Source organism: Phaeobacter sp. (assembly GCF_022825805.1).
Classification (GTDB): Bacteria; Pseudomonadota; Alphaproteobacteria; order Rhodobacterales; family Rhodobacteraceae; genus Phaeobacter.
On record NZ_JAJDWC010000066.1, the window covers coordinates 17070 to 37402 of the forward strand.

Annotated in this window: 17 protein-coding genes and 1 riboswitch; of the genes, 8 read left to right on the top strand and 9 right to left on the bottom strand. The window is 61.1% G+C overall.

Annotated features, from left to right (window positions below; genetic code table 11):
• Positions 1-50 precede the first annotated feature (50 nt).
• Together Q0C28_RS07070 and ndk are read left to right on the top strand one after the other, a co-directional pair.
• On the top strand, positions 51-1250 hold the full coding sequence (locus Q0C28_RS07070; protein ID WP_293574172.1) for a multidrug effflux MFS transporter: 1200 nt from the start codon (positions 51-53) through the stop codon (positions 1248-1250).
• Positions 1251-1389: 139 nt separating this feature from the next.
• Positions 1390-1812, top strand: a complete 423-nt coding sequence (ndk, locus tag Q0C28_RS07075) for a nucleoside-diphosphate kinase (RefSeq protein ID WP_293574174.1) — start codon at positions 1390-1392, stop codon at positions 1810-1812.
• Between the two features lie 124 nt (positions 1813-1936).
• Here ndk and Q0C28_RS07080 read toward each other — a convergent pair whose 3' ends face one another.
• A complete protein-coding gene (locus tag Q0C28_RS07080; RefSeq protein WP_293574176.1) occupies positions 1937-2281 on the bottom strand; it encodes a TfoX/Sxy family protein in 345 nt (114 codons plus the stop codon).
• Positions 2282-2546: 265 nt separating this feature from the next.
• On the opposite strand from Q0C28_RS07080, the gene Q0C28_RS07085 reads away from it, so the two are divergent.
• Positions 2547-3443: a hypothetical protein gene (locus Q0C28_RS07085; protein WP_293574178.1), complete on the top strand. Its 897-nt coding sequence runs from the start codon at positions 2547-2549 to the stop codon at positions 3441-3443.
• Positions 3444-3579: 136 nt separating this feature from the next.
• Here Q0C28_RS07085 and Q0C28_RS07090 read toward each other — a convergent pair whose 3' ends face one another.
• Entirely contained in the window at positions 3580-4194 is a 615-nt protein-coding gene (locus Q0C28_RS07090; RefSeq protein WP_293574180.1) for a response regulator transcription factor, read from the bottom strand.
• A 365-nt stretch (positions 4195-4559) separates the two neighbouring features.
• Between Q0C28_RS07090 and Q0C28_RS07095 the strand changes: the two genes are divergently transcribed.
• From Q0C28_RS07095 to Q0C28_RS07115, 5 genes are all read left to right on the top strand, one after another.
• Complete coding sequence (locus Q0C28_RS07095; protein ID WP_293574181.1) at positions 4560-5135, top strand: molybdopterin-dependent oxidoreductase; 576 nt, start codon at positions 4560-4562, stop codon at positions 5133-5135.
• Between the two features lie 26 nt (positions 5136-5161).
• On the top strand, positions 5162-7978 hold the full coding sequence (locus tag Q0C28_RS07100; RefSeq protein ID WP_293574182.1) for a PAS domain-containing hybrid sensor histidine kinase/response regulator: 2817 nt from the start codon (positions 5162-5164) through the stop codon (positions 7976-7978).
• A 298-nt stretch (positions 7979-8276) separates the two neighbouring features.
• Positions 8277-9614 (top strand): FAD-dependent oxidoreductase, encoded by a 1338-nt coding sequence (locus tag Q0C28_RS07105; RefSeq protein WP_293574184.1) that lies wholly within the window; start codon positions 8277-8279, stop codon positions 9612-9614.
• A gap of 303 nt (positions 9615-9917) precedes the next feature.
• The gene (locus Q0C28_RS07110; protein WP_293574186.1) at positions 9918-11657 is read left to right on the top strand and encodes an ATP-binding protein; all 1740 of its coding nucleotides are present in this window, start codon (positions 9918-9920) and stop codon (positions 11655-11657) included.
• 171 nt (positions 11658-11828) lie between these two features.
• Positions 11829-12431 carry an acyl-homoserine-lactone synthase gene (locus tag Q0C28_RS07115; protein ID WP_293574188.1) on the top strand — a complete coding sequence of 201 codons (603 nt, stop codon included), beginning with the start codon at positions 11829-11831 and terminating at the stop codon, positions 12429-12431.
• Between the two features lie 69 nt (positions 12432-12500).
• Here Q0C28_RS07115 and Q0C28_RS07120 read toward each other — a convergent pair whose 3' ends face one another.
• The 7 genes from Q0C28_RS07120 to Q0C28_RS07150 form a co-directional block, all read right to left on the bottom strand.
• On the bottom strand, positions 12501-13160 hold the full coding sequence (locus tag Q0C28_RS07120) for an adenosylcobinamide amidohydrolase (RefSeq protein WP_293574190.1): 660 nt from the start codon (positions 13158-13160) through the stop codon (positions 12501-12503).
• Positions 13160-13960, bottom strand: coding sequence for an ABC transporter ATP-binding protein (locus tag Q0C28_RS07125; protein WP_293574192.1), 801 nt, complete (start codon positions 13958-13960; stop codon positions 13160-13162). The genes Q0C28_RS07120 and Q0C28_RS07125 overlap by 1 nt, the downstream gene beginning before the upstream one ends.
• Complete coding sequence (locus Q0C28_RS07130) at positions 13957-14928, bottom strand: iron ABC transporter permease (RefSeq protein ID WP_293574278.1); 972 nt, start codon at positions 14926-14928, stop codon at positions 13957-13959. The genes Q0C28_RS07125 and Q0C28_RS07130 overlap by 4 nt, the downstream gene beginning before the upstream one ends.
• Before the next feature lie 8 nt (positions 14929-14936).
• Positions 14937-15785 (bottom strand): ABC transporter substrate-binding protein, encoded by an 849-nt coding sequence (locus tag Q0C28_RS07135; RefSeq protein ID WP_293574194.1) that lies wholly within the window; start codon positions 15783-15785, stop codon positions 14937-14939.
• 45 nt (positions 15786-15830) lie between these two features.
• Complete coding sequence (locus Q0C28_RS07140) at positions 15831-17744, bottom strand: TonB-dependent receptor (protein WP_293574196.1); 1914 nt, start codon at positions 17742-17744, stop codon at positions 15831-15833.
• A 169-nt stretch (positions 17745-17913) separates the two neighbouring features.
• Positions 17914-18147, bottom strand: a riboswitch (cobalamin riboswitch).
• A gap of 211 nt (positions 18148-18358) precedes the next feature.
• Positions 18359-19366: an iron ABC transporter permease gene (locus Q0C28_RS07145; protein ID WP_293574198.1), complete on the bottom strand. Its 1008-nt coding sequence runs from the start codon at positions 19364-19366 to the stop codon at positions 18359-18361.
• A 1-nt stretch (position 19367) separates the two neighbouring features.
• The gene (locus tag Q0C28_RS07150) at positions 19368-20312 is read right to left on the bottom strand and encodes an ABC transporter substrate-binding protein (RefSeq protein ID WP_293574200.1); all 945 of its coding nucleotides are present in this window, start codon (positions 20310-20312) and stop codon (positions 19368-19370) included.
• Positions 20313-20333 lie beyond the last annotated feature (21 nt).

Consider the following 20333-nt stretch of genomic DNA (forward strand, 5'->3'; position numbering starts at 1 on the left):
CTCTCAGAGCGTGATAGGTCTAGGGGATCGATTTTGAGAAAGCTTATTTTATGCGCCCTGCAGGCCACCATCCGCGTCTGGTCACTCTGATCGTCAGCAGCGCTTTGTCGGTGCTGGCGCTGAACATGTTCTTGCCATCGCTGGCCAACATCGCCGCCGATTATAGGGTGAGCTATGCGCAGGCGAACCTGTCGGTGGCAGGGTTCTTGCTGATTTCAGCGCCCATGCAGCTCCTCATCGGGCCGCTGTCCGACCGATATGGGCGACGTCCGGTGCTGATCGGCGCTGCGGCGCTGTTCACTGTGGCGTCCATCGGAGCGGCTCTGGCTCAGACGATCATCTGGTTCCTGCTGTTTCGCCTGCTGCAGAGCGCGGTGGTGGCGGGCACGGTGGTGCCCCGCGCAGCCATTCGCGACATGTACGACCCGACGGAGGCCGCGCGCACCCTGGGTTATGTCACCATGGCGATGGCCGTGGCCCCCATGCTGGGGCCGATGTTGGGTGGGGTTCTGGACAGCCTGTTTGGCTGGCGCGCGTCCTTCTGGCTCTATTCGCTCATGGGGGCGCTGGTTCTGGCCCTTGTGTGGGTGGATTTTGGCGAAACCAATACGTTGAAATCCGGCACCTTCCGGCAACAGATGGCCCTTTACCCGCTGTTGTTTCGCGCCCGCCGGTTCTGGGGCTACAGCGTCTGCATCGCGTTTGGCGTTGGCGGGTTTTACTGTTTCATCACGGGTGCGCCGATGGTGGCCACCGCGTGGTTTGATCTCAACACGGCTCAGGTCGGGCTGGGCATTGGCATCATCACCGGCGGTTTTGTCGTCGGCAACTATGTCTCGGCGCGATTGGTCCGGCGGCTGCCCTTGCTGACCTTAATTCTGGCGGGGCGCGTGTCATCCTTGCTTGGGCCGCTGCTGGGCCTCGCGGCCTTTGGTCTCGGGCTGGGCAATGTGGCGGTGTTTTTTGCCTCTGCGGTGCTGGTTGGATTTGGCAATGGTCTCACCGTGGCCAATGCCAGCGCTGGGTTGATGTCGATCCGCCCGGAACTGGCAGGCAGCGCCTCTGGCCTGTCGGGCGCCTTGGGTGTTGCGATTGGTGCGCTGCTGACCTCTGCCACTGGCAGTCTGGTCACAGAGAGCAACGCGCCTTTTGCGGTGTTGGGCCTGATCGTCTTGTGCAGTGTGATCGCTCTGGCTGGCGCGCTCTATGTGCGCTGGGTCGATCTGCAGGAACCGGCCACCACGGTGTAATTTCCGCTGCAACGCCGCCCGGACAAACATCCCCCTTCCCATATCGGCGCAGCCATGTTAGGCGGCGCGAGACTGCCATTGGCTGCCAAAGCGGCTTGTGGCGACGGATTGTTCAACACCTCAATTAGGAGATCGCCCGATGGCACTGGAACGTACTTTCTCGATCATCAAGCCCGATGCAACCCGCCGCAACCTGACCGGCAAAATCAACGCCAAGTTCGAAGACGCAGGTCTGCGCGTTGTCGCACAAAAGCGCATTCACCTGACCAAAGCTCAGGCAGGTGAGTTCTACAAAGTGCACGCAGAGCGTCCGTTCTACGACGAACTGTGCGAATTTATGGCGTCTGCTCCAATTGTTGCGCAAGTTCTGGAAGGCGAAAACGCCATCGCGAAAAACCGCGAAGTCATGGGCGCCACCAACCCAGCCGACGCCGCTGCAGGCACCATCCGCGCCGAGTTCGCCGAATCCGTTGGCGAAAACTCCGTGCACGGTTCCGACGCGCCTGAAACGGCTGCAGTCGAAATCGCATACTTCTTCTCCGGTCTGGAACTGGTCGGCTAAGCCACAGGTTCCGTCATGAGACGAACAAGAACCGCGTCAGAGCTTCTGGCGCGGTTTTTTTGTATATTCGGCAGAGCGATCCCGTTTGAACTGGCTTTGCCCTCTGCCGGGTTCAGTGCAGAGCTTAGCGGCGGGCAATGACGCCGATGTCATCAAGGGCACGCTCCAATGCGGAGAGATCCTGGTCGAAACTGCGGGCTTTGATCGCATCGAACCGCTGTCGCAGCGCTTTCTTCTCGTCGCCTTTGCAATCATTCCACGGCCGCCCCTGTAGCCCCATCACCAGCACATAGTAGCCGATGAAATGCGGCTTGGTGCCGTTTTCCAGCAGTTTCGCATAGGCCGCATCAGCACCAAGCTCTCGCAGCGCCTCTGCAGAGGGGATCCCCGCCGCGTGGCAGGCGCTTTCAAAGGCTGGGCCCAGGTTGCGGATCGAAGAGACCGGTGTTGTGGTTGCGTGATTGGTCATGGGGTCAATCTTACCCGCCCCGGCAGCGGCTGTCATCCGTCCCGCGCAACCCCGCGAATGCAGCTGGGGTGTGGTTGCGGTGATGTGCCTGTCGTTTGAATTTCCGCCCCTGCGCAACACCTTCCGATATATGCATTTTGCCATTTCCACCCTGACGTTGCGGCACCTATACTTTTGCGCAGGTTTTATGAACCCTCCGGATAGAAGACTGTGTTCGCCGAACGCCGTAGGCTGAACCTACGGCAACTAAGCGGGGGGCAGCGACATGATCTATCCGATTGTTTTGGCAGGCTCATTGCACCAGACCTCTTTGACACAATCGCCCGCTGCGGGATCGAGCCACGCTGCCTTACCTTCTCATCTTCAACCACGCGGCGATGGCGAAAGCCCGTTTCAGGACTTGCTGCGCGCCTTGCACCGCAATCTCACCGCACCGCCAACATTGGTCGCTGATCACCGCGATCGCGCTGTGTCGTGTCGGCAATTGCAGGACATCGGCGGCGTCGGGCAGTTCGTCCTTGAGCCGACACAGGGGGGCTCGGCCGGGGCGATTTGTGCGGCGATGACAGCGCTGCAGGAGTGGAGCAGCGTGACCGCCGATGATTTTGTTCTTGTGGTGCAGCTGTGTCGCGGCGGTGCCCCCGCGCAGGACATGACCCCTTTGATCCAGGAGGGGCAGCAGGCGGCGTCCACGGGGGCATTGGTGGCCGCTGGCACGCGCCGCCTCGGCCCAATGGGCCACTATGGCTGGTTGCAGCTTGCCCCCACGTCGGAGGCCCAGGGCGAGCTGCACGCTGTGTCGCGCCGGTTTGATGCGGCACCGCCTTTGGGCAGTGCACCGGCCAATTTCAACGGGGTCTGCGGCTCTGGCTGCTATCTGGCACGATGGGATGTGCTGCAAAGCGCGCTTCACGCCATGGGTGATGCGGCGGTGTCCCTGGCGCGCAAAGCTGTCCGGTCCGGCCTGCACCACCGGGGTAAGGTGCTGCTGGATCAAAGCGCGTATCGACAGCTGCCCGACACCCGATTTGAACGTGCCGTCCTGCCGAAGCTTATCGATAGCGGGCGACTGTTTGCTTTGCCGCTGGACCGCGTGGGCCAGGCTGTTGACACGCATCGCACTGCATGGGCGACCGACCGAGTTCATGAACCCAGCCATTAAGACCGGCGATCAAGGAGCCTGGTGAATAAGAAGACTGGCGACGACGGCAGGCAACCGTATTCGACCGGCGGCAACCCTGTCGGTGGGCTCCAAAATGCTACATAAACTTCGGCGTGAAACTAACTGACATAAAAGGTTAAAAAAGTCCTGCCTCTTTCGCCGTCAGCGCAGCCTGCGTGCGGTTCTTGGCGTCCAGCTTGCGGCACAATGTGCGCACATGGAGTTTGATCGTGACCTCTTGCAGGTCCAATTCCCGGGCGATTTCCTTGTTCGACAGTCCGCGGCACAGACCATCAAGCACCTCAATCTCACGCGGGCTGAGCTTGTCTGCAAGGGGATGGGCAGGGGCCTCTTCTTCTTGGCGCATCAGATCGACGGGCACGTAGATTTCACCCGCGCTCATGAACCGCACAGCATTCAACAGCGATTGCGCCCCCATGGTTTTGGGGATGAACCCGATGGCACCGGCATCCAGCGCATCTTTGGCGATCTTGGCAGGCGCGCTGCCCGACAGGATGGCCACGCCCTTGCCGCCATTGGCCTCCAGCGCGGTGTTGAGCCCGGTCAACCCACTCATGCCCGGCATGTTGTAGTCCAGCAGCACCAGATCAAACGGGCCCTGATCGGCGATTTCTTTCAACGCGGATGGTAAATCGATCGCAGAAGTCACGGTCGCGCCACCTTCGGACGTCAGATATGCTGAGATGGTTTCTCGGACCATATCGTGATCGTCCGCCAATAGAATGCGCATGTGGGCTCCTGTCATACCTCAGACCTGTTCATTTTAACGTGACATTGGTTACGGATTTGTCAACGTGCAGATGCAGATACCAGCGTGGCATCGCCTCTTAAATTGCTCTCGGTCTGTTTGGTGCTGCCTGAGCGAATTTTATCGTAAAAATCGATGACCTTATGTAGATTATCCCCGTTGGTTACCAATCCTACATGAATCTTAGGCAAGCTTTAGGATGTCGGCGGATGGTGTGCACGTGGCGCATATGGCAGACGCGGGTTTTTTGGTTACGGTTTTGGCCATCCGGGACGCCCAAGCCATATCGAACGTCATATTGCCTCTGCGGCCGCTGCAGGTCACTTTTCAGGAAAAGGAAGGCAGACATGGTTAGCCGGATACGCTGTTTTATTTCATCGCTTGGGGAGGCACGCCCTCCGACCCTTGCTTCGACGCCCCATTTGGCGCGCGTCTTTGCGCTGGTTGGTCTGCTGGCCAGTGCCTGGGCGATTGCGCTGCCAACGCAGGCTGCGGCCTCTGAACCCGTGGTTTTGACGCTGACGGTCCCGGGCGACACCGTGCAACAGCATGATTTCTCGCTTGATATGCTGCAGGGCCTGCCCACCACAGAATTCGAAACCACCACGATCTGGACCTCTGGGCCGCAGCGGTTCACGGGGGTCAGCCTTGCGGCGCTGCTGCAGCACATCGGCGAGGAAGCCGGACAGGACGGGCTGCTGCGGGCGCGGGCGATCAATGACTATGCGGTCGAAATTCCACTGTCCGATGTGGCCGCCGGGGGGCCGATCATTGCCTATCAGCGCAATGGCGCCATTATGTCTGTGCGCGACAAAGGCCCGCTTTGGGTGGTTTACCCCTATGACAGCAACGAAGGGTTCCAGACCGAAGCAATCTATTCCCGCAGCATCTGGCAACTTGAAGAAATCACGGTAATGCGATGAATTTATTCGATGAAATAGGGGGCTAGGTGCGATTTCAGGAAAACCCTCTCCTGTCGCGCAGCCTATTGTTGACCGTTGCGCTTGTGCTCGTGTTGCTCGCGGTGCAATCCGTGCGGCTCGGCCGCGAGGTCCTGGTGCGCCTGGACGGGCTATCCACCGCTGCAACCGACAGCCTGCAATGGACGTTGTCGCAGGCCGAAATCGAACATCTGCGCCTGGAAACAGAGGTCCTGGCCGCCAAAAAAATCGAAGACCTGGCACAGCTGCGCCGCTCCTTTGATATCGTCTACAGCCGCGTGGCCACCATTCGCGAAAGCCGTACGTTTGCGCTCGTCCGGGATGCACCTGAAAATCGCGATATCCTCCCCAGGGTGGTGCAGCGGATCGACCGGTTGGTGGCCTATATTGATGGCCCGGACGAGGCGCTGCTGTTCGGTCTGCCCCGCGTCAGCGAGATTTTGCAGGAAAACCGCAGCGATCTGCGCAACCTGGCGCTTGCCGGGCTGACAGAACACGCCAAGGCCAGCGAAGAAAAGCGGCTGAATTTCTTTGCCTTGTTGTCGCGTCTGGCCTGGGTGGTATTGGCGTTATTTGTGGCGCTGACCCTGACAGCGTTGATGATGGGGCGGCTTTATCAGCGCGGCAAGCGTCTGGCGCTGCGCACCCGCGAGGCGGTGGCCCGGATGCGCGCCATGGTGTCATCGTCGCTTGATGCCATTTTGGTGGTTGATCACGAGGGCCGGGTGCAGGAATTCAACGGTGCGGCTGAGACGATTTTTGGCTACACCAGCGCCGAGGCCATCGGTCAGGACATGGCAGAACTGATTGTGCCGGATCACCTGCGCGAGGCCCATGATGCGGGTATGAACAGCTATCGCAGCACCGGCACCGAACGGGTCATCGGTCGCGGCCGTATTCAGCTGGAAGCCAAGCGAAAATCTGGTGAGGTGTTTCCTGTCGAACTGTCGATCAGCACCAGCCAACCGGGCGACAGCGGGCCAGAAAAAACCGTGTTTGTCAGCTACCTGCGCGACATTTCTGATCGCATCGCCGCGGAAAAGGCGCTGACACATGCCCGGGACGAGGCTTTGGCCGGGGAGCGGGCGAAGGCGGAATTGCTCACCGTCATGAGCCATGAAATGCGCACACCGTTGACAGGTGTGCTGGGCGCGCTGGATCTTCTCGACGGAACCGAGCTGACGGCGGCGCAGCGCAGCTATGCGGGGTTGATCCGTGAGTCCGGCGATCGGCTCATGGCGCATGTGAACGACGTGCTGCAGCTGTCGCATCTGGAAACCGGGGTGGAGAACGAAAACCAGCGGGTTTTTGATCTCGAACGCCTCGCCGCCGAAGTGGTTGAGTCCCACCAATCCAATGCAAGAGCGGCCCGTAACACATTGGAGTTGCGCTGTGATCTCGGTGCCCATGCCATGGTTCTGGGCCGACCGGTCGCGCTGCGGCAGGTCTTGATCAACCTGGTCGAAAATGCGCTGGATTTCACCGCCGATGGCAGTGTCAGCGTGGATCTGATGCGGCTTGGTGGTGGCGACACGGTCGAAATCTATGTGGCGGACACCGGGCGCGGCATCGCCGAGGAGGATCTGGATCGGATTTTTGAAGATTTCATTCGTCTTGATGCCAGCTACGCCCGCAGCAGTGAGGGCACCGGCCTTGGTCTTGCGATCACGCGGCGCAGTGTCGAGGCGATGGGCGGCGAAATCTCCTGCGAGAGCGAGCTGGGTGAGGGCAGCCTGTTCACCATCACCCTGCCGCTGCCGGCCGGGATGCAACCTGCTGGGACTGGAACGGATCAGACATCTGGTCAGCGGCGCAGTGGCTTTGGCTCCGAGATTACGGCGCGCGCAGGGATACCGGAGACAGGTGCTCCCTCTGGGTCGAGCGCGTGTACACCGGGTCAGTTAATACCGGGCCAGTCTAAACCGGACAAGTCTTCGATGAGCGGGTTCTCAGCGGCGCAGGGTGCGGGTGCGATGCCCTCAGCCTCCGTAAATCACGCCGCGCGCGCACACCAGACGGCTCCTCACGGTCAAGCGCGCACCGGATCAGGCCATCGCATCCTCGTGGTCGAGGACAATGAAATCAATCGCATCCTGGTGGAAAAGATGCTGACCAAGCTGGGCCATCACGTAACGCTTGCGCCCGGCGGCGCAGAGGGTGTCGCAGCAGCGCGGCAGGACCAGTTCGATCTGATTTTCATGGATGTCAGCATGCCAGAAATCGACGGGCTGGAGGCCACGCGCCAGATCCGCGCTGGTGGTTACGCTGATGGCGTCGATATTGTCGCGCTGACAGCGCATGCAGGCGCCCAGGATCATGACCGGATTCTGGCAGGTGGGCTGGCCGAAGTGGTGACCAAACCCATCAGCCTGGAGCGTCTGGAAGAGGTGATTGGCCGGCGCGTGTCCGGTGATGCCCCACGCCGCAGCCATATTGGTGGCGTGGCGCTCTGCGATATCCCGGGGCTCGATGATGAGGATCCTGTCATCGCGGTCAAGTCCTCCAGCGTAGTCGTGCAAACCTCTGATATTTCGCAATTCTTCGGGGCGTTGGGACAGGAAAAGGGACGCATGTTCCTGCAGCAATATCAAGGCGATATGGCGGCACTGTTGGGGGATCTCGGCGCAGAAACCAGCCTTAGCGCGGCGCAGCGGGATGAGGCTCATCGCCTTGCCGGATCAGCGGCGGTGCTTGGTTTTTCGGACCTGCGGCAGGCTCTTTTGGATGTTGAACACGCGCCACAGGATCAGGCCGCCGATCTGTCAGGGCTCCAGGCAATTTGGCAATTGGCCGAGCAGGAGATTTCCCGCCATCTGGCGGCCTAGCATCCGCAGGCCCAATCCGTTCACACAGCGCCGCGGGCCACAACCTGCGTTGCCAGCCCGGCAGTACGATCAACCAACCCACTCTGATCCGCGCCAAAGATCTGCATCTCATGCTGAAATATCGCTTGGGTCTCGGTCGATGATTGGTCAATATCCAGATAACTGCGCAGCGGTCAAAATGGTGGGGCGCCAAGCAGCGATCAAAGCCGATGGTGGTAGGCAACCCGCACAAACCAAAGATAAAACCCACACCGCTGCGATCAATCATGCTGATCCATCACCACAAAGGGGCGCACAGGTGACGCGACTATACGAGCCACTGGCCTACACCGACCGTCCAATCCAGGATCGATACTGGTCGCGGTTCCTGCCGCAGGACCCCGATCAGCCGCCGCCACTAACCGGGCATCAGCAGGCCGAGGTCGCCATTATCGGCGCCGGATACACGGGCCTGTCCGCCGCCATCCAACTGGCCGACGCGGGTGTGGACGTCGCGGTGTTGGACGCCAATGGTCCGGGTTGGGGCGCGTCGGGGCGCAATGGCGGGCTGGTTTCTGTTGGCAGTGCCAAGCTGGAGGACGCCCGTATTCGCCAGACCTATGGCGCGGCCGACGCTCAGGTGTTTTTTGATGCAGAGCGCGCCGCCGTGTCATTGGTGGAGACCTATATCGATCGTTTTGATCTGGACGTGGACCGCCATTCGCGGGGCTATACCTATCTGGCGCATTCCCCCGCCGCAGTTGGTGATCTGCACGCCTATGGCCGCGAATATTCGGACCGTTACGGGCTGGACTATGAATATATTCCAAAGGCAGAGATGCCCGCCCACGGGTTGAACAGCCCCGATCTGCATGGGGCGGTGACGCTGCCCATTGGTTTTGCGCTCAACCCGATGAAATTTGTACTCGGGCTGACCGGTGCGGCGCGCCGGGCGGGCGCGCGGCTGGTGCATAACTCGCCGGTCAGCCGTGTTGAACAGCACGACGGGCAGCATCTCCTGGTCACCCCAAACGGCAGTCTGCGGGCAAAAACGCTGCTGATCTGTACCAATGGCTACAGCGCGGACACCGTGCCATCGGCGCTCGCAGCGCGGTATTTGCCGGTGCAATCCAACATCTTGGTCACTCGTACTCTGCGAGAGGCGGAGCTGGCAGCACAAGGCTGGACCAGCGACCAGATGTGTGTCGACAGCCGTCGGTTGCTGCATTATTTCCGCCTGCTGCCGGACCGGCGAATGCTGTTTGGCCTGCGCGGCTCGGTCCGGGTCAACGAGCGGTCCATGCGTGCGACCGAGGCTCGGGCGAGGGCGGATTTCGATCGGATGTTCCCGGCCTGGCGTGATGTGGAAACGGAGTATTTCTGGTCAGGTCTGATCTGTTTGACCCGCAGCTTGGTGCCATTTGTCGGGCCAATTCCCGGGCTTGCGCAGGCTTATGCAGGCCTCGGTTTTCATGGCAGCGGTGTCACCATGGCGCCTTATGCCGGGGCCTTGCTGGCGGATCTTGTTCTGGGGCGGCAGGCGCGGCCTCATCCGGATCTGATGAAACGGGCTCCCAAACGCTTTGAACTGGGTCGTTGGCGGCGCGGCGCCTTGCCCCTGGCATTTGCCTACTATGGGCTGCGCGACAGGATGTGATGGCGCCGCCCTCACACGCATCTTGCGACTGCTCAGGACCTGGTGCGCGCCGTTGCGGAGTATTCGATCACGGTTAGGTGAGCGGGGCCACGTTCTGGCCTGAACCCGCAATTCCCATGCAGAACCGCCGCCGTTTCCATACATGTTACCATGAAACAACGCGATTTTTAGTCAAAAAGCCACTGTTCACGCTCCGCGAGATAAACCATCATAGGGGCACAATCCGTATCGATGCTTTGAAAGGTGTTCGACGTCAGTACAGTGACGAGGAAACGGGGTCGTGGCAGTAGCAGGAAATCGGCAATGATGACGATATCGTCCAGTTTAAGGCGAGTTGTGGCCGCGCAGAATGAGCTGGTGAAAGAGGATCTGCCCTCGCGGTTTGCCTCCATCTCCATCGTGTCTCTTGTTTCGCTGTATTATCTGACGCTGGGCCAGATTGCCGTCGTCTATGGTGTTTATATCCTTGTCGAGTTGGTTGGCCTGCATGTCTACCGTCGGCTGCGCCAGCAGGTGACGATGAACAGTGTGATTTTGTTTGTGGTCTCGGCCTTTGTCGGGGTTTGGACCTTCAACACGATTCCGCTGCTGCTCTATCTGCATGAGGATGGATTCTCTAAAGTGATGGGGGCCATGCTTCTGGTGATCGCGCTCAATCACTGTGTGGTTGCGCGCTCGCACTGGATGTTTTTCGGCCTGCTGACGGCCTTGCCCATCATCAGCGTCCTGATCTTTCTGGTTGGCAGCACCATCTGGCAGATCGGCAGCCTGACAGAGCTGATCATCGCGGCAATCATCTTGCTGATTGGTGCGGCCTACACGCTGTTTGGGATCTGGACGCAGCACCGCATGGCCAACAATCTGCGTGATGCCCTCGCGGATGCGCAGGCCGCCAGCGAAGCCAAAAGCCGGTTCCTCGCCTCTATGAGCCACGAAATTCGCACGCCGCTCAACGCGATCTGCGGCATGTCGGAATTGATCGCAGAGGGTAAATCAGACCCGGATGCCAACCGCGAACATGGCCGTTTGCTGTTCAGCTCGGCAACCGCATTGACCGGTATTCTGGATGACATCCTGGATCACGCAAAAATCGAAAGCGGGCAGGTCGAATTGGTCTGCTCCACCGCGAACCTGCGGGCGGAACTGACATCTGCGGTCGATATGTTCCGCTTTTCCGCCCATGACAAATCGCTGGATCTGGGGCTGGTCATTGCCGACAGCGTTCCCGACTTTGCCAATTGCGATATCCTGCGGCTGCGCCAGATCCTGTCCAATCTGGTCTCCAACGCCGTCAAATATACCGAAACCGGCCGTATTGATGTTGATATCTTTGCCGAACCCTCGGGCCGTAAAACCCGGTTGATCGTGCAGGTGAAGGACACCGGTCGCGGCCTGTCGGCCGAGGATCTGACCCAGTTGTTTTCTGATTTCTTCCGCGCCGAAAACAGCAACGCCCCCAGCGTACCTGGCACGGGGCTTGGCCTGTCGATTGCCCGGCGCCTGGCGCGCAAAATGGGCGGCGATCTGGTGGTGGAGAGTGAGCTGGGCAAGGGCAGCACCTTCACCCTGACCTGTGATATCTGGGCGGCAGAGATGGTGGCTACTCCAGCGGTTGCCGCCACCACACAGTCCGCTGAAAGCGATGACCTCGGCGTCAAGAGCCTGCTGGTCGTCGATGACACAGCCTCCAACCGGCGGGTGGTGCGGGCGTTCCTGCAGCGCTTTGACGTCGAATTGCTGGAGGCGGAAAACGGCCGCGAGGCGCTGGATATTCTGGCCACGAAACAGGTGGATCTGATCCTTCTGGACATGCGGATGCCGGTGATGGACGGCAAGGAAATGCTGATCGAATTGGCCAAGGCACCACCGGAAACCGCGCAGACGCCAGTGGTGATGCTGACAGCCAATGCCGCGACCGAGGACCGCGAAACCTATCTTGCGCTTGGCGCTTCGGGATATATCGCCAAGCCGGTGCGCAAGAATGTTTTGTTGCAGGAAATCAACCGCGTTGCCGCCGCCGCGGCGCCGCGCGTTCCGTCCTGACACTGCCCTGATCCCATCCCAATCTCAATCAAATGACGCTGCGCTACGGGTCGACGCCGGGGCAGGGCGGTGGCCTGTTGGTTTACGCTTTCTTCACCCTTCTATGAAAATTTTTACACAACTTTTTGGAAGGCGCCCCGCGGGGCTCAATTGTGAAGGTGGCAGAACGCCATGCAGTCGACCCATATTACATTTGACAATTTGAACCAGACCGGCGGGTTGTTCACGCAATTGCTGCGGGCCCGACACCATCATTTTGTGGAGCTGCATGATTGGCAGCTGCCCAATGTGCGGGGCATGGAGTTTGACCAATATGACACGCCCGAAAGCGTCTATTGTGCCATCCACGACGACGATGTTGTGTCCGCCGGATTCCGACTGACACCAACAACGGCCCAAAGCATCAATGCCAGCTACATGTTGCGTGATGCGCAGTTGGGCCTGTTGCCGGGCCTGCCGCAGACGGTCTTGGATGATCCGGCGCCGCGTGATCCGGGCATCTGGGAAATCACCCGTGTGTTTGTCTCCGACAACCTCAAAAGCCGCGACAGGCAGCGGGTGCGCCGGGAAATGGCCGTCAATCTGGCGCGACTGGCGCGGGCGTGGAATGTGCAGTCATTCCTTTGCCTGACATCCGTCACGGCCGCGCTCTTGACCCTGAAAGTCGGGTTTGATCTGTCCCCTGCCGGTCCAAGGTTCGAGGTCGCGGGCGAAACCTGCCAGGCCTATCGCTTGCAACTGGCCGCCAACACAGCGCGCAGCCAGGCGGCCTGAAGCGAACACCTTTGGGGGCTTGCGGGAGCTCACTTAATTTCAGCTATGCAGGCCAGACCAGCGGCCGCATCAGCCCTGTTGTGGCTGCCTGCCACTGCCTGCCATCCAGTCGGCGCAGGCTGTTGCCACGGCCTCATATGTTGCTTTGCCAATCGCCTCTCCGATGGCTGTGTGCAACCCGGCATAGGGCTGCGTTCCGGTCGGGGCCGCCACTGCAACGCAATCGGTGCCGGTGCCCGTGGCGAGGCCCGAGCGCAGCATGAGACCTGCGTCGATCACCGCGGCGGTGCGCGCTTGCACCACAAGGCTCATGGCCTCGATCAGGGCGGCGTCGGTGATCCCCTCGGACAGCTGCAGGGCGATATTGATCGTGCCCCAATCCCGCCCGCTGTGATCCAGCCGATGGCCGATCCGTTCCGCATTGGACAGACCCACGGTGGCCACCACATGAGCGGTTATGCCCTCGACCTCGGCCCGTGCTTCGGTGAATTGGCGCACATCGCGAGAGGTCAGGAAACCCACGGCTTGGGCCGCGCCCCGTTGGTGCAGCTCCGCCTCATACCAGGTCGCAGCGTCCAGTTCCGGGGGCAGATCGCGGTTGCGCACTTCCCGCCATAGGATCTGCTGCGCACGCACCAGCCCCGGTCGGTTGACCGCCCAGCTGAGCACTGTCATCTCCTGACCAAGATCAAAAGTCAGCCAGGGCCGCTCCAACGTCAGATGTCCCATCACAGCACCTCAAGCGGTTGAAACACAGGCCCCTGTGCGGTCTGTTGGTGCCAGACCGAAATGCCAAAGGCCTGCGCCATTAAATCAGGCGTCAACACCGTATCAGGCGGCCCATCGGCCAGCACGCCATGGTCCCCCATCAGGATCAACCGGGTGCAATGGCGCGCAGCCAGCCCCAGATCATGCAGCGACACAAAGGCAGATCGCCCCTCCTGCGCCAGCCGGGCAAAGATCTCCATCGTGGCGATTTGATGCGCCGGATCCAGCCCTGCGGCCGGTTCATCCGCCATCAGCAGCGGGGTGTCTTGCGCCAGTGCCCGCGCGATCAGCACGCGCGCCTGCTCGCCACCAGACAGGCGCGAGGCAGCCCGGTGGCGCATCGGCTGCAGCCCCATCTGGTCGATGGCTTGGTCCACCTTCGCCTGATCCTGCGGTGTCAGACGCGCGCCTTGCGGCAGATGCGGCAATCGGCCCAGGGCGACAAGCCGCTCAACCGCGATGGGCCAGGCGATTTCGCGCGCCTGCGGCATCCAGGCCACCGCGTGGGCCCGGTCGGCGGCTGTCAGCGCGGCAAGCGAGCTGTTACCTTTGGCAGCGATCAGCCCCAGCGCGGCCCGCATCAGGGTGGTTTTGCCCGCCCCATTGGGGCCCAAGAGCCCGACAAATTCACCGGGCTGGATGTCAAACGAGACATCGCGGAACACATCGCGTCCGCGCAGGCTGACAGAGAGGTTCTGGATCGACAGGTTTTCAGCTGGTGGGGTGTGTGCAGGCTGCTCTGATGGTGATGTCGCGCTCATACCTGGCCCCTCCGGGTTTTGTAGATCAGATGCAAAAACAGCGGCGCCCCCACCAATGCGGTCACCACACCCAGCTTCAGATCACGATCGGGCAAGATCAGCCGCACCGCAAGATCCGCCAGCTGCAACATCACCGCACCGCCAAGCGCCGAGGCCCAGAGAAGCCGGGACGGCTGGCCGCCCACAAACGGGCGCAGGATATGGGGCACGACCAAGCCGATGAACCCGATTGCACCGGCCACTGCGGTTGCGCCGCCAACAATGCTGGCGGTGCCCAGCACCAACAGCAGCCGCAGTCTGGACAGGTTGATCCCCATGGTCTGCGCTGCGTCTTCTCCCAATGTCAGGGCGTCCAGCCCACGGCCCAGCCGCAGCAGGATCACCGCCCCCCCGCCGACAAAGGGCAGCGCAATCGCCAGATGCACCAAAGAGCGATCCGCCAGGGACCCCATCATCCAGAACACAATCTCGCTGGCGGCAAACGGGTTCGGAGAAAGGTTCAAAACCAGCGAGGTCAGCGCGCTGGCCATGGCTGAAATCGCGATGCCCGCAAGGATCAAGGTCAGCGATCCGCCCTGCGGACCGGCCAGCAACAACACCAAAAACACGGCGACGAGCGCGCCGGCCAGCGCCGCCAGGGGCAGGCCAAACAGCATCGCAGCGGCCAATCCGGTGTTCAGCGCCACAACCGCGCCCAATGCCGCGGCCGCCGATACGCCAATCAGCCCCGGTTCCGCCAATGGATTGCGTAGATACCCCTGCAGCGCGGCACCGGCCAGTCCGAGGCCCGCGCCAATCACCGCCGCCAGAAGCGCGCGGGGCAGGCGGATTTCCCGCATCACCAGCGTCAGCGGTCCATAGCTGTCATCCACCAGGGCAGCAAAACTGTCGCGCCAGTTCACCTCTGCGGGCCCGACGCCCAGCGACAGGCCAAAAAGCACCACCACACAGGTGGTCAGCATCGCCATCAGCCGTGTCACTGTGCCCTGTCCCTTTTGGTGAAATGGCGCCGTTCAACCGCCAATCTGTCTATGGCACGCAGGACATGTGGCGTGCCACAGACCCAATCGGCTTGTCTTATCTGACCCGTGGTCTGCGGCGTTGACAAGTGGCGCAGCACCGGATGGGTCAGGTTTTCTTCGCTGCGGGCGGGACTGTCGTGGGGCGTGTTGGCCACCAACATGTCCGGCTTTGCCATCACCAGCTGTTCCAGTGGCAGGCGGGCAGGGCCGGTATAACCCAGTTCACTCGCAATATTGGCAAAGCCCGCAGCCTCCAGAATTTGGCCCGCCAAGGTCTGCGGCCCGGAGGTGTAGGTGTTCGCATCATAAAGCGCCGCACGCGGGCGCCCTGCGTCGGCGTCGGTGCCTGTCCTGCCAGACGCATCGCCTGTGTTTGCTCCCGCTGCATTCACTTGGTCGAACGCCGCTAGCTGCTGTTCAAACTCCGCCACCAGCTCCTCGGCGGCGTCACGACGGTTCAGCGCCGCCCCCATTTGCAGCAGCCGGGCCGCCACATCCTGGAGCGAGGTCGCTGGGTCAAACACTGCCACCGGCACCCCAAGCCGTCGCAACATGGCGGTGGTGGCGGGCGCCGAAAACGTGCCGGTGACCACCAGATCTGGCTGCAGCAGATAAATCTCCTCTGCCAGACCGTGGTTGATCGGATAGCCCTGCGCGACATCGGCCATGGCCGAGGCGTCGGGATCGCGGGCGATGTAGGACACCGACACCAGTTGCCCGGGCTTGGCGAGCATCATCGCCAGCTGATCGGTGCAGAGGTTCATCGATACCACACGAACGGGATCCGCCATCACTGTGGACATCGTCCATAGCCATGTCAGCGCAATGAGGATCCCGCCACGCATGATTTAGAACGCCGCCCGCAGCCCGACGAAGGCCGCGCGCCCCCGTCCGGCATAGCCCCAGACGTCGGATTGGTCCTCGTCAAACAGATTGGTGATGCGCCCTGTCAGCGTCAGCCCGTCACGCAGCTCATAGTCCGCAGACAGGTCCACCGTGGTGTAGTCCGGCAGCTCTGCGGTGGCGAAACTGCCGAAGAACTGAGTGTCGAATGTGCCAGCCACATGATGGATGTTTGCGGTCAGCCCGCCACGGTTGTCTTCGGTCCGCCAGGTCGCGCCGAGCAACAGCTCGTGCCGGGGGCGGCGGGTTTTGACAGTGCCATTAGGATTGGCCGCATCCAGATAGGTATAGGTCAGACCCAGATCGAGCTGGTCGGTGGCTTCCAGATTGGCGGCCAGTTCGACGCCGGTGCGACGGCTGTCGCCGGCTTGGTTGCGATAGGAGAACACGCTGGCGCCGGTGGTGGGATCGCTGCTCTGCAGGAAGGCTTCGATCTCGCCGGTCAGTGTTTCATCGAAATAGGTCACATCGATCAGACCGCGCCCCTGCAGAAACGGCAGGGTCACCCCAATGTCAAAGCTGCGGTTTTCCTCCGGCTGCAACGCGGCGTTGCCGACATAGGTGGCGCTGCCGAAGGTGTCATTGGCAAACAGCTCGAAATAGGACGGGTTCACGATGCCGGTGCCCGCCGAGGCATGCAGGCGAATGCCGCTGCCTGCAAACAGATAAGAGGCGCTGGCCGTCCAGCTGGTGGCATTTTCAAAGGCGCTGTTGTTGTCGCGGCGCGCGCCCAGCTGCACATCCAGACCATTGGCAAAGCGGCCGCGATATTCCAGCGCAAGCGAGGTGGTGCTGCGGCGGTAGGCCGGATTGGCGCTGCTGCTGTCGTCTTCCCACTCCAGCATGGCGTTCACCAAATGGTTGGCCTCCGCGGCGCGCTCGCCGTTCAGGCCAAAGCTCAGCAGGTATTTGGCTGCATCGGTCTGGGTTTCGGTGGGCGCAAAGCCGTTGAAGGAGAAATCATAATCCGTGCGTTCAAACGACAGGCGATGCGACAGCCGCCCATTGAGGCTGGTCAATTCACCCCAGATCTGCACCAGCTGTTCGTCGCGATCGCTGAATTGGCTCGGATCATCAACCACATAGCCTGTTGGCAGGCTGGCGGCGCCATTGGTGCGGTCGGTGTCGAAATATTCATCCGAGGCGCGCAGGTTGACCCCGACCTTAGAATCGGGCGTGAGCTGGTAGTCGCCTTTCAGCTGCACGGTGTTGCGGCGAATGCGGTCGTCTTCGCCGCCATCGCCGGAGGCATCAAAACCGCCGTCGTTGTCATGCGCAAGGCTGAGCGTCAGCCCGCCTTTTTCCGAGCGGCTGGAGACAATGGCAGAGGCGCGATGGCCGTCGCTGCCCACTTCGACACTGGTTTCATAGCTGGTGCCAAGCCCGCCGGTTTTGGTGATGATATTGATGACCCCGGCAGAGGCATTGGAGCCATAGAACACGGATTGCGGCCCGCGCAGAACCTCAATCCGGTCGATGGTGGCTGTGTCGAGACCGGACAGGATGTATTCGCTGTCGCCCCCGGCGATTTCGACCCCATCGATCAGGATCAACGTGTGGTTGGCTTCGCCGCCACGGATGCGCACCTGCGTGCCACTGCCACCTGCGCTGCTGACAGAGAGGCCAGGCACCGCGCGCAACGCGTCCTGCACAGAGGTGATGCCACGGTCGGTGATCTCCTGGCCGGTGATGACAGAGGCCGCGCGGCCATAGCTGTCTTCTGCAATAGGAGTCAGCCCGCCCGAAATGATGATCGGTTTCAGGACGAAAGTTTTGATATCATCGGTGGTGTCCGCCGCCGATCCGAGTGCGGGTGCCGCGGCCATAGCTGCGGCGAGAGACAAGTTGACCTTGCGCATGTTCATTCCCCTGATTTCATTCTCAGACCACTCACGCCTGTGGCGCAAGCCATCTTGCGACCGGATCTGGCCGCGATACTGCAATAGGGTCCTTGGAACGCGTCGGTCCCGCAGACGGTGAAACTGTCACCACCACGGAAGACCGTTGTCGCCAGCGCGCCCCGCGCCCGAACAGGGTGAACATCCTGGCAGGTCTCCTGACTCGCGGGTCGAAGCTCAGCCGCACCTTCCCACCCATGGGGGCACCCATCGGGCTGACCCATCGGGCAGTGGTATATCGCCGCCTTGCTCTCCGCTCACAGTTGCGGGGGCAGTCACGGGTTTGGCGCCTGTTTGCAGCACCGCACCGTGTTCCCTTTTACCCGAATGGTTTCCCACCCGGACCAGAATGTCTGGCAAATAGCCAAAGTCAAAAACACCTGTCAAGCGCGCCCGAACCGGAGCGGAAATATTTTGGCAATTCAAACGGAAGGCCGCAATCAAACGTAATTATAACAGTATCTTACACGTCGTTATTCAGGCGGAAATCTATGCGCAAAACACCGGTTTTACACGGCTATTGCCAATAGCGATGTCGCTTTGTCCACAATTGGATGGGCCATTTGCGACATGGCTCAGTGGCGCTTCTCACTCAGCAGCAGCGCAAAGACAAAAACCGCCCCCAAAGAGGTGGTCACGATGCCCACTGGCAGCTCTTGTGGGGCCAGCAGCAAACGCGCCGCCAGATCCGAGGCGGTCAGCAAGATCGCCCCAACCAGCGCGGCGGAGGGCAGCAGATGGCCATGCAACGGCCTCACGATGCCACGGGCCAGATGCGGCACCATCAGGCCGACAAAGCCGATGACCCCAGCCACGGACACAAAGGCTGCGGTTGCCAAGGCGGAGATCACAAAAGTTGCGATCCGCAGCCGGTGGACCGGCACGCCAAGGCTCTGGGCGGTGCGGTCCCCGGCCAGCAGCGCATCGAACCACCGTTGCCGCCAGAGCGCAAAGACAAAGATCAGCATCAGCCCCACCAGCACGAGGGGCAGGGTCTCCCAGCGCGCCAGGCCCAGCCCGCCCAACATCCAGAACACCACCGAATGCGCGGCGCGGTTGTCGCCTGAGAAGATCAGATAATTGGTGATCGCCGCAAACAGGAAAGACACGGCCAAGCCCGATAGGATCAGCTTTTCAGGGGCGCTGGTGCGCAGCCGCTGCACCAGCAACAGCACCACGCCCGAGGCAATCATGCCGCCCACAAATGCGGCCATCGGCAGGGTCCAGAACCCCAGCACATCGCCGGTCACCGTGATCACAAACACCGCGCCCGCAGCAGCGCCAGAGGAGAGGCCAAACAGGAAGGGATCCGCCAGATCGTTGCGGGTGGTGGTTTGCAGCACCACACCAACCAGGCCCAGTCCCGCACCGATGATGGCCGAAAACAATGCCCGCGGCAGGCGCAGGTCAAAAATGATGCGATCCATCGGTGAGGGGTCCGCCACTTGGATCCCCATGCCGGTTGCGATGGCCGAAAAGACATCCGCAACGGGAATGGGGGTCGTCCCGTGCAAAACAGACAACAGGAGAAGGGTGGCCAGAACGGCCACCCCCACTGTCATACGCAGACCAAATTGGCCCATCTCAGAACAGGCCCGGATGCATGGCTTCGGCCATTTTGGCGATGGCATCGATGTTGGCTGGTCCTGGGGTCAGCTCTTCGTAGCGCAGGCCAATCCAGTTTTCGTTCTTCACCGCATCGACATGGGCCATGACGGGATGATCCTTGAGGAACTGGAAGGTGTCTGCGGCGCTGTTGCCACCCTGATAGTCCAGCAGCACCAGGAATTCCGGGTTCGCGGCCGCCACGGTCTCCCAGGAGCTGCGGCCCCAGCTGGTGTCCATGTCATGGGTGATGTTGGTGCCGCCAGCGGCCGCAATCATCGCGTCGGGGATGGCAAATTTGCCCGAGGTGAAGGGCGCGTCAGCCGGACCATCCAGCAGGAACACGCGCGGTTTGTCGAGCGATGCGGTCTTTGCCTCGATGGCAGCAAGCTGGTCTTTCCAACCGGTGACAAGCGCCTCTGCCTTGTCCGAGACATCCATCACCTGGCCAAGCCGCAGAACATCGTCAAACAGCAGATCCATGCTAGCGACCGGGCGGTTGTCATGCTGGTGCACGCAGCTTTCGGTCAGGACCATGGTTTTGATGCCAAAGGGTTCCAGCGTGTCGGGGGTCACGTCACCGCCGGGCTTCATGCCATAGTACCACCCTGCAAAGAACATGTCGGGCGTTGCCGCCACCAGGTTTTCAACGGTGGGGTATTTTGGGGCCAGCTCGGGGATGTCACCGCGCAGCTCGTCAAAGTCGGGGCTGGTTTTGTACCAGCCGGTGATGCCGGTGAGCCCGACGATCTTGTCTTGCAGACCAAGCGCAAAGGCCATGTCCGTCATATTCATGTCATGGACAACAATGCGTTCGGGTGTCGCGTCGAACACCAGTTGCTCGCCGCAGTTGTCGACCACGATTTCGGCAGATGCAGCGCTCGCAAGACCGAGCAGAGCCGCTGATGACCAGAGCAGTTTCATAAAAGGATCTCCATTCAGGAT

Coding starts and splice junctions, on each gene's coding strand:
- Q0C28_RS07115 (WP_293574188.1), top strand. CDS start 11,829: ATGCAGTCGACCCATATTACATTTGACAATTTGAACCAGACCGGCGGG.
- Q0C28_RS07150 (WP_293574200.1), bottom strand. CDS start 20,312: ATGAAACTGCTCTGGTCATCAGCGGCTCTGCTCGGTCTTGCGAGCGCT.
- Q0C28_RS07140 (WP_293574196.1), bottom strand. CDS start 17,744: ATGCGCAAGGTCAACTTGTCTCTCGCCGCAGCTATGGCCGCGGCACCC.
- ndk (WP_293574174.1), top strand. CDS start 1,390: ATGGCACTGGAACGTACTTTCTCGATCATCAAGCCCGATGCAACCCGC.
- Q0C28_RS07125 (WP_293574192.1), bottom strand. CDS start 13,960: ATGAGCGCGACATCACCATCAGAGCAGCCTGCACACACCCCACCAGCT.
- Q0C28_RS07085 (WP_293574178.1), top strand. CDS start 2,547: ATGATCTATCCGATTGTTTTGGCAGGCTCATTGCACCAGACCTCTTTG.
- Q0C28_RS07135 (WP_293574194.1), bottom strand. CDS start 15,785: ATGTCCACAGTGATGGCGGATCCCGTTCGTGTGGTATCGATGAACCTC.
- Q0C28_RS07080 (WP_293574176.1), bottom strand. CDS start 2,281: ATGACCAATCACGCAACCACAACACCGGTCTCTTCGATCCGCAACCTG.
- Q0C28_RS07130 (WP_293574278.1), bottom strand. CDS start 14,928: ATGGCGATGCTGACCACCTGTGTGGTGGTGCTTTTTGGCCTGTCGCTG.
- Q0C28_RS07090 (WP_293574180.1), bottom strand. CDS start 4,194: ATGCGCATTCTATTGGCGGACGATCACGATATGGTCCGAGAAACCATC.
- Q0C28_RS07120 (WP_293574190.1), bottom strand. CDS start 13,160: ATGGGACATCTGACGTTGGAGCGGCCCTGGCTGACTTTTGATCTTGGT.
- Q0C28_RS07095 (WP_293574181.1), top strand. CDS start 4,560: ATGGTTAGCCGGATACGCTGTTTTATTTCATCGCTTGGGGAGGCACGC.
- Q0C28_RS07070 (WP_293574172.1), top strand. CDS start 51: ATGCGCCCTGCAGGCCACCATCCGCGTCTGGTCACTCTGATCGTCAGC.
- Q0C28_RS07110 (WP_293574186.1), top strand. CDS start 9,918: ATGATGACGATATCGTCCAGTTTAAGGCGAGTTGTGGCCGCGCAGAAT.
- Q0C28_RS07145 (WP_293574198.1), bottom strand. CDS start 19,366: ATGGGCCAATTTGGTCTGCGTATGACAGTGGGGGTGGCCGTTCTGGCC.